Source organism: Thiolapillus sp. (assembly GCF_048562965.1).
Lineage (GTDB): Bacteria > Pseudomonadota > Gammaproteobacteria > Chromatiales > Chromatiaceae > Thiolapillus > Thiolapillus brandeum_A.
In genome coordinates this window covers 1-3,890 of sequence record NZ_JBHNMF010000316.1, presented here as the reverse complement: position 1 = coordinate 3,890, position 3,890 = coordinate 1, and the positions used below count along the sequence as shown (strand labels likewise).

Here is a 3,890-nt window from a genome sequence, read left to right as displayed (position 1 = left end):
CCGCGTTCGGAGGCCTACTTTGTTTTCCCTCTGGCGCAAGGCACGCCGGGAAAACAGTGCGGCCTCGCGGCTACTGGGGTCTACCAGCCTTCGCTTCGCTCTCCATGGCTGGCAGCGGATGGATATTGGAATGCCTTCAATATTTGCCATGGAACATCAGGTGCGGATAGGCATTTCGAGCACCGGACGTAGTGGTTCGATTTGCGTTGCGTACTGGCGAACAACTTGATCATAGAGATCGGCGACACCTTTTGCGTGGATGGAAACCACCATCGCATAGCTTAAGCTTTCCGGCGGTGCGAAATTCCGCCCCTCAAGCCGGGCATTGTAGTGTATGTCGAAGCAAGGGTTGATAAGAGAGCTGCCGCGTTTGCGCTGGACTGCGTGCAGACAATTTTCCCATTTCCAAGCATCGCGACGCAACTCATCTTCTGTCGCACCCGGTAAGGATGATCCGAAGAAACTCGCGGAGTTCGGATGTACCTGGTTGTTGCGTGAGTATTTACTGTCATTAGGTCGGAACGTCACTTCCAGCCCTGCTTGGGTGTAGTTCCCAGGGTGATGTGGATCCGTTTGCGTCTTATAGCAGATCGTGGCCTTGATCGTGACCATGCCACTCATTGGGTCAGCAGGGACTGGGATTGCGGCACGGATGTACTTCGCCGGAGAAATCTCACCCTGATAGACAACCCGAACTGTGTCGTCATCACACAGAATGATGTCATCAAGGCTGCGCGCAACACGCCCCCAGCCAATTTCTTTGTGATTTTCTTTGTGATCTTGGTCGCCTTCCTCACATGTATGAACAAGGAGTGTGCGGATCGCCAAGTGGTTCAGGTTGGAGCCAAAATGGGCACGGATACCGGTTCCAAGTCGAAGAACACTTGGAGCAGCAAACGACGTTCCGCCGGTCGTCGTTAGGGACGGCGTTGCATCTGGTGCGACAACAACAAATGGGCGGCTGAACTCGCCTCCGAAATCTACCAGGTCCGGTTTCACGAGACCTGGGCTGCGACCGGGCCCTTTCGAGCTATAGGGCGCGCGCTGCCAATCCTTCCCCGGCGTGTCACAAGCACCAATAGCCAGAGCATTGACACAATCGGAGGGAACCTGAACTCGATCCAGTCCAAGAATGGAATCCCCTTCACCACCGTTTCCAACTGCAATCATCGCAAGTGTGGATACCCGAGACAGGCGGTCATCCAACACGGCTGTCCAAGCATGAACATCATCATCCTCTATCGGCAGGCACGGCCCTAGGCTCAGGTTGATGAAATCATATTCCTGGCTCGACAACACACCTTCGATCCGACCAAGAATCTCGTAGAGCTTATGCGGATCCTGTCCCGGGGCTTCATCCAATACGCGGTAGTGATCAATATTTGCGTAGGGGCGCGGCAAAGGCACTTTGGTATCAATATGCCCAAACAGTGCAGCTGAGGTCACCCCAACGCCGTGTGACAAGAACCCCTCAGTAGCTGGCAGCATGCCGGGCAGTTCAAGGCGCGAAGTCCATTGCGTCAATGCATGGTTCTCAGGAACGCCGCCGTCAAATATAGCCACTCGGACGTCTTCCGAGACGGGACCTTCGGTGGGCAATTCCAAATCGGTTGTTGGAATGTCAGCAGAACGTACGGTTGGCCGCAAAATTCTCAGGCTTGGCATTTGTCTCAATGTACGAACACCCGTGAAGAGTGCGATGTCATCAGCACGTTCCACCGGCGCATCAAGTTCGAGAAAACACAGTCCTTTTGCGAAGAAGCTGTGGCCAAGGTCTGCTTCGATTCCCTGGCTTTCAAGGTATGCAGCAAAAGCTTGTATCATGCTAAATTCGAGTTCGCTGGCGTGGAGCACGGTTTCCAACGCCATCCGCCCCTGCTCAGGGAGCGAGCCTTTGATTTTGGCGTGAGGGACCGGTGCAGATATCTCTTCAATCGATATGAGCGCGTTTGCGCTGCCTCTGTCGGAGCGCCAATCCGGCAACTGCTGACTCCAATTCCTGATGGCGGCCCGTCGCCCCCTCGCGAATAGCTCAGTGGTAAAGACTTCACTGGGTTCTCTGCCCCGGGAACGCTTTTCAGGAACTGTCTTTTTGGGTCGGCTGCCAATCACTTCGATGCCCACATCCCGCATGAGTTCATGCGGGAAGAAGGATTTCGCAACATATTCGGGATTGATTGTCAGCGAAATCACAGCCTCGTCGCCTGGGCAGGCCGCCTGCGGCAGTTCATCGATACGAGATGATGTTTCCGAAACCATAGGTGACAGCCGACGTCGTGCTTCACCGAAAGTGTAGGGCGGTTCTTTTGGACCACCTCCACCCTTGATGACTATGTCGTCGGTGAGGCGTTCGCCCCTACCCAGAAGAAAATTCTGCTTGCTCACCTTTACCTGCTCAAATCTCTAAAACCACATCATTCTTCAGATGTGTGCGGATAGTGTCCCGCGCGACGCCCGTGATTTCATGGGCCTTTCTTTGTGTTGCCAAACCATTCCTGACCAGCCGAACCGCGATCTCGATACGTTCTTGTTTCGAGTGTTCGTGAGTTGTCACTAGCTGTGAGATGTAGTGATCAATACCCTTCCCCTTCAGGGCAGCCGAACGCCGTGCAAGAGTAATTTCTCGCTCGATATCACTATAGGATCGCCCAATCAGAGAAAGAGAAAGGATGTCGACCCAGGCTGACAAGTCTGGAGCAACTTCTTCAAACAGCGCATCTAGAAAGGCTCGAATTTCGGCCTCCTTTGGCAGTTCAAAATCGACGAGTTGCTCGAAGCGTCGCCAAACTGCGGGATCGAGTAAATCAGAATGGTTGGTCGCGGCAATGAGCAAACCGGACGATGGCCAATCATCAAGTTGCTGAAGCAATACTGTGACAAGGCGTTTCAATTCTCCAATCTCTCCAGAATCGTCCCTTCGTTTAGCTATCGCGTCCAGTTCATCAAGTAGAAGAACGCAATCGATGGATTTTGCGTAATCTAGTACATGCCTCAGATTAGAACCCGTGCGTCCAAGATAGCTGCTCATGACAGCAGACAGATCAAGAATCATGAGAGGAAGCCCGAGCTCACGCGCAACCCAACGTGCACCCAGAGTCTTCCCGACACCGGGAGGGCCGCTGAACAAGACGGTTCGGGTCGGTTCCAGACCTGCTTCAAGCAAGACACCTAAGTTTTGTCGCTCTTCAACGAGGCGAGACAGTGTGCTTTGAACCTGCCCCGAGTAGACCGGCTCCATCTGCAGAAACGGCATCTCCTCTACCCGCAACAGCTGAAAGCGAGAATCCGTGTCTGTTGGCAGAGCTTTTTCCATGCCCTTGCGTAAAGGCGAAGAGCGGGTCGGATTTTTGCGCAGTAGATCTATCAAACCTGCTGAAAACTCCTTACTCAGGCCCCGGCGCTTCGCAATTCTATGCAAGTAAGTTTGGACGTCTTGAGTGCGTCCCGACAGCGCCACCCGCGCGAGGTGGACGAAATCCCTCTCAAGTGCATCATTATCTCCCAAAAGATCACCTCAATTTTTATTGTTTCTCCTTAAAGTATTAAGCATTATCCTAAACGGAAGAAAATTAATTTGCAAATCATATTTTCTTCCACTTGTTAATGGCCATTTATTCTGCCCACCCCTACTGCCAACAATCATCCCATACGGCCAACAATCATCAGTAGCGCATCGGACATTTGCTGTGCCACCAGGGCCACAATCTGTTTGTTCTTTTCCTGAGGGTAACTACTCACCCCTATCAGCATAGAGCTGTCCCGAAAAGGTCATTTGAATGGCGACCAGCGGATTGTATCCCTGATTTGCCATGGTCTGCAGGTAACTGGAGATGCGGCAATAGGCCTCGGCGTACTTTCTTGTCCGGAAGCACCCCGACACCTTCTGTTTG

General features: G+C 52.8%; 3 protein-coding genes. 1 reads left to right on the top strand and 2 read right to left on the bottom strand.

Going from position 1 to position 3,890, the window contains the following annotated elements:
* On the top strand, positions 1-192 hold a 192-nt coding region (locus ACOCD2_RS13960; RefSeq protein ID WP_293652746.1), incomplete at its 5' end, for a hypothetical protein.
* On the opposite strand, the gene ACOCD2_RS13955 is transcribed toward ACOCD2_RS13960, so the two are convergent.
* Both ACOCD2_RS13955 and ACOCD2_RS13950 read right to left on the bottom strand, forming a co-directional pair.
* The gene (locus tag ACOCD2_RS13955) at positions 157-2,385 is read right to left on the bottom strand and encodes a S8 family peptidase (protein WP_293648719.1); all 2,229 of its coding nucleotides are present in this window, start codon (positions 2,383-2,385) and stop codon (positions 157-159) included. The genes ACOCD2_RS13960 and ACOCD2_RS13955 overlap by 36 nt on opposite strands.
* Before the next feature lie 10 nt (positions 2,386-2,395).
* The gene (locus ACOCD2_RS13950) at positions 2,396-3,505 is read right to left on the bottom strand and encodes an AAA family ATPase (protein ID WP_293648722.1); all 1,110 of its coding nucleotides are present in this window, start codon (positions 3,503-3,505) and stop codon (positions 2,396-2,398) included.
* Positions 3,506-3,890: the final 385 nt, after the last annotated feature.